At 44.7% G+C, this 4,706-nt stretch carries 4 protein-coding genes; 3 read left to right on the top strand and 1 reads right to left on the bottom strand.

Annotated features, from left to right (window positions below; translation table 11 throughout):
* Nucleotides 1-883 precede the first annotated feature (883 nt).
* The 3 genes from QUA04_RS28130 to argJ all read left to right on the top strand — a co-directional run bounded on the left by QUA04_RS28130 (nt 884) and on the right by argJ (nt 2,849).
* On the top strand, nt 884-1,078 hold the full coding sequence (locus QUA04_RS28130) for a hypothetical protein (protein ID WP_006631905.1): 195 nt from the start codon (nt 884-886) through the stop codon (nt 1,076-1,078).
* Nucleotides 1,079-1,139: 61 nt separating this feature from the next.
* A complete protein-coding gene (locus tag QUA04_RS28125) occupies nt 1,140-1,280 on the top strand; it encodes a hypothetical protein (protein WP_172188083.1) in 141 nt (46 codons plus the stop codon).
* A gap of 327 nt (nt 1,281-1,607) precedes the next feature.
* Entirely contained in the window at nt 1,608-2,849 is a 1,242-nt protein-coding gene (gene argJ, locus QUA04_RS28120) for a bifunctional ornithine acetyltransferase/N-acetylglutamate synthase (protein ID WP_333263649.1), read from the top strand.
* A gap of 319 nt (nt 2,850-3,168) precedes the next feature.
* On the opposite strand, the gene QUA04_RS28115 is transcribed toward argJ, so the two are convergent.
* Nucleotides 3,169-4,494 carry a hypothetical protein gene (locus tag QUA04_RS28115; RefSeq protein ID WP_333263642.1) on the bottom strand — a complete coding sequence of 442 codons (1,326 nt, stop codon included), beginning with the start codon at nt 4,492-4,494 and terminating at the stop codon, nt 3,169-3,171.
* Nucleotides 4,495-4,706: the final 212 nt, after the last annotated feature.

The raw sequence follows: 4,706 nt of genomic DNA, 5'->3' as shown, positions 1-4,706 counted from the left end.
TGTGAAGGGACAACGAATTGACAACGAATTGACAACGAAGGGACAGCGAATTGACAACGAAGGGACAGCGAATCGATTGTGAAGGGACAACGAATTGACAACGAATTGACAACGAAGGGACAGCGAATTGACAACGAAGGGACAGCGAATCGATGGCGAATCGATGGCGAATTGACAACGAATTGACAACGAAGGGACAGCGAATTGACAACGAAGGGACAGCGAATTGACAACGAAGGGACAGCGAATTGACAACGAAGGGACAGCGAATCGATTGTGAATCGACTGCGAATCGATTGTGAATCGACTGCGAATCGACTGCGAATCGACTGCGAATCGACTGCGAATCGACTGCGAATCGATGCTACTACCTACTTAGATCGGAATCGGTATTTTCCCGCATAGGGCTTGGAACCGTTGCCGCTACGTCAGGAAATGTAGCTATCCTGATTGACGACCGGAATCTTAACCCTCTTAAGTCACTCTGGGAAAATAAAAATAAGAGCCAAATTTTTAACTGTAGATAGAGCTAGAGCATTTGAGCGTTTATTTTCTAACAGAATGGCTGAAATCAAGATTTTTGGTAAAAGTCTTATGCTATAAGCCTTCCAGATTATTTTTTGCCTAAAGTGACAGAAAAGGGTTAGAAGAGGAATATTGTCAAATTTTGCCAACTGCTGCTTGAGGTTGGGCCTGAATCCACGAGCCAAAGCCCGATCGCACTCCCTGCAACCTCGATCGAGATTCTCGCCCCATAGCCCAATTGTAAAGTTTTGTGACAATTTTAATTTGGTAGCTTTAGATACAGAATTGTCTGTTATAGTGATAGAAAAGAAGAAAAAACCAGCCCAACATTAATCTAAAGAATACGGAGGAACCCCATATGTCTACCGAAAATCAAGCTCGCTCTCTGATGATGCGCCACCACCAACTGGTGAAGAACCGGCAGCAATCCATGCTCAACCGCACCGCCACCGAAGTCGGGATGGAAGATACGCACTACTGGGGTCACATTCAAGGCAAACCGCAGCCCAGCTTTCAAGCAAGTTACGATCGCAGCAACGCCACTATGAGCTAGGCCAAACTCAATTTCGACAATTGTCTACGAAGTTATTACCTATAATTTGGAGAAATCAGTTATGTCAACTCAAGAACAAGCCCGCACCCTGATGATGCGCCATCAACACGTCGTCAAAAACCGTCAGGAATCCATGCTGAGCCGTGTGGCTGCTGAAGTTGGTTTAGATGCTGGTTCTCCAGCGAGTATCGATCGCAAATAACCCCTTTTTTCAACGGCGAGATAGTTGAATCGAGTTTGTTGTTTGCCAGCTTAAAATTAATAATGTCAATTACAAAACCATCGCGACTTCTTCTTGAGTTCTAACTCTAGATTGGAAGCCGCGATTAGTTTTATGGGGAACTGGGAATTGGGAATTGGGAATTGGGAATGGGAAATTGGGTTCAAAAAAATCTAAAATCTAAAATCTAAAATCTAAAATCGTTCGACTGAGCGCTCACGCCGAAGTCTAAAATCTAAAATCTAAAATCTAAAATCTAAAATGGTATAATCCCCTTTCAGCAGATTGAAGGCTACTAGGGAGGTCATGATGTCGGACTGGAAAGAAATTGGCGGCGGAGTTACAGCACCCAGAGGGTATCGAGCATCGGGAATTACAGCGGGTTTGAAGCCTTCAGGCTTGCCAGATTTAAGTTTAATTTTGTCAGAGGTAGACGCGATCGCCGCCGGAGTTTTCACAACCTCCACTGTCCGGGCCGCTTGTGTGGACTACTGCCGCCAGCGTTTGCAAGCTAAACCCAGCGCGAAAGCAATTTTGTGCAATGCGGGACAAGCTAATGCTGCGACTGGCGAACAAGGTTTGGCAGATGCCCTCGAAAGTGCCAAATTGTTGGGAGAAGCGCTGAATATTCCTCCAGAATCTATTCTTTTGGCCTCCACTGGCGTCATCGGACAGCGGATAAAAATGGAGCCACTGAGGGCGGGAATTCCCCGATTAGTTGCTGAGGCATCGGAAACTGGTTCCGATGCGGCGGCTAAGGCTATTTGTACGACTGATTTAGTGCCGAAAACGATCGCCCTGGAAACCATGTTTGGCGATCGACCCGTCCGCATCGGCGGCATTTGCAAAGGTTCGGGAATGATTCACCCGAATATGGCAACAATGCTGGCATTTGTAACTTGCGATGCAGCAGTGTCGTCGCATTTGTGGCAGGAAATGGTGAGTCGGGCGGCTAACAGAAGTTTCAATCAAATTACTGTTGACGGCGATACCAGCACCAACGATTCGCTAATTGCTTTGGCGAATGGTCAATCCCGCACACCGGCAATTACGGAAATGGGGGCAGATGCTGAAAAATTAGAGGCGATGCTGACAGAAGTTTGCGTACATTTAGCAAAGGCGATCGCCCGTGACGGCGAAGGTGCAACTTGTTTGGTGGAAGTGCAAGTTAGCGGCGCGCTGGATGAAGTTTCTGCAAGTAAAATTGCCAAAACAATTGTCGGTTCTTCTTTGGTGAAAGCTGCTATTTTCGGACGCGATCCGAATTGGGGCAGAATTGCGGCGGCGGCTGGGCGCGCTGGTGTACCTTTCGATCAAGAGAATTTGCGGATTCAATTGGGGGATTTTTTGATGATGGAAAACGGACAACCTAAAGAGTTCGATCGCGCTGCTGCAAGTAATTATATGAAAGCGGCTGCGGAGGGGGAATATTTGAAGGCTGATACGGTTGTAATTCAGGTTAGTGTCGGGAATGGCAGCGGTTTTGCGAAAGCTTGGGGATGCGATTTGAGTTACGACTACGTGAAGATTAATGCGGAGTATACGACTTAAATAAGTCCAGGCGGTGAGAAGTCCGGGCGGTTATAAACCGCGCCTAGACAAACAAAACCAGAGGAGAGCGGGTGCAAGGCAAATTTCACACAATTTAAACTCAACTTCCCCCCGTGGGGGGAAATCAAAAAATCTGAAACCTTTACTCACCGAGTTAATCTCAGCTTTTTTGCTACTCATTTTAAAATCGCTGAAGCCATTACAAAGATAAGCTTTTTATGATTTTAACTAAAGAGCGATAAAAATCTTATTCAGACTAAGTTTCAAGACTTTTTAAGCTTATTATTAATAAGTCTAATATAATGTTTGAAAACACGCCCTAACCAAAACTGTCGGAGACAAACACATAGCCACCACCATACCCGACAGCATTATCCACTAATATTAAGCCGCCATTGGTCTGCGGATCGCCACTCTGAGCAAGTCCATAATTCACCACGCGCAACAACCGCTGCGGCGTAAACGATTCCAATTCCACAAAATTGCCTGCATCCAGCCATGCTAGTTCTTCTGCTGTTAAACCTTGCCTTACAGCGTCGGGTAATTGACGGGCGGTTTGTGCCATTGTTTGAGATTGCTGCACAAACATATCGCGGGTTGCTAAGATTTGACGGGGAGAAATTCCCAAATCAAAAATCGTCACCGCTTGATTCGCAAACCAGTTTGGATTAGTTCGCAGTTGATGTACCAAGCCAACTCCAGCAGGGCTCGCATTGTGCAGTGCATACACTTTTAAATCGGTATTGCGCCGCAGCATTTCAATCACGGTACTGAAGATGCTTTGGGGATAGCCACTAATACTAAGAATCGCGCAGTTGTTTTCAAAATGGACGTTGTTGGCAATTAGGAATTGAGCTATTTCGTCACTGTCACAGATAATTGCGCGATCGAAGCTGTAGCCGCTGACTTCGCGATCGATGGTTGCGGGCAAAGCCTCTTGACGAGGTGCAGGGAGGAGTTTTTGTAGTGTACCGTTCACTCGTTGCCAGCGCTGTAGCCATTCATCACTCTGCGCTTGATTGACAAGAAATTCTTCACCAGTTATCTGTGGACGATTTTTTTCTGAAATTCCGAGCCAGTAGGAAAATAGCCCTAGTGCAGTCGCTGCGATGTATCCTGGGAAATAATTAAATATCAAGCTTCCAAAAATGCCTGTTACTAAAATAATTATCCCTAAAGTTTGCAAGTTTTTAGCATTAGTTTTTCTGCTACGAATACCTGTGCTTTGATTGAGGAATAGCCCTAACCAAAAAACATTATAAATAATCCAAATAATTAGTAATTCCCAATGTGAAAAACTGGAAAAATTAAAAATTAGACCAATAAAAGCAAGGCCTAACATTGGCACAAAAAAGCTAAGAATGAGGTAGAGAAGAATCCAGCCACATCCGTTTGCTGAGACCAAAGTGGGAGATTTTAGTCGTTTATCCATCAAATACAAAAACTGTTTGTGCGTAAAAAACAACATATTTTGGCTCGAAATATCTTCGATCGCCTTTTTGAAAAAGGGATCGGTGAATGCCAACTTTTTATCAGTGACGGTAGTGGGTTCAAAGACAAACGGATGGTTGCACCGTTTACAGCGACCTGAGTTCCTGGTACGATCGCTCAAAATGTTGTCGGTTTGACACTGGACGCATTTCATTCCCATTTCGGTTACTCCTGATTGATTTAATGGATTTATATCGTTGGCGGTTGTTTCGGAATGATTTTACCGCAGAGGCCGCAGAGGGCGCAGAGGAAGAGACAGATGAATAGTTAGGTTTAAAAGATTTGCCCGTTTAAGTAGTTAAGCAAAATTAATTACATAATTATCTCCAAATTCTTTAAGAATTCTTTCGACAGATGAAACAAGAG

Source organism: Microcoleus sp. S13_C5 (assembly GCF_036700845.1).
Taxonomy (GTDB): Bacteria; Cyanobacteriota; Cyanobacteriia; order Cyanobacteriales; family Microcoleaceae; genus Microcoleus.
The sequence above is the reverse complement of the archived record's forward strand: the minus strand, read 5'-3'. Positions and strand labels throughout refer to the sequence as shown.

Excerpts from the sequence above, each read along its gene's own strand:
- QUA04_RS28115 (WP_333263642.1), bottom strand. The coding sequence starts at position 4,494 with ATGAAATGCGTCCAGTGTCAAACCGACAACATTTTGAGCGATCGTACC.
- QUA04_RS28125 (WP_172188083.1), top strand. The coding sequence starts at position 1,140 with ATGTCAACTCAAGAACAAGCCCGCACCCTGATGATGCGCCATCAACAC.
- argJ (WP_333263649.1), top strand. The coding sequence starts at position 1,608 with ATGTCGGACTGGAAAGAAATTGGCGGCGGAGTTACAGCACCCAGAGGG.
- QUA04_RS28130 (WP_006631905.1), top strand. The coding sequence starts at position 884 with ATGTCTACCGAAAATCAAGCTCGCTCTCTGATGATGCGCCACCACCAA.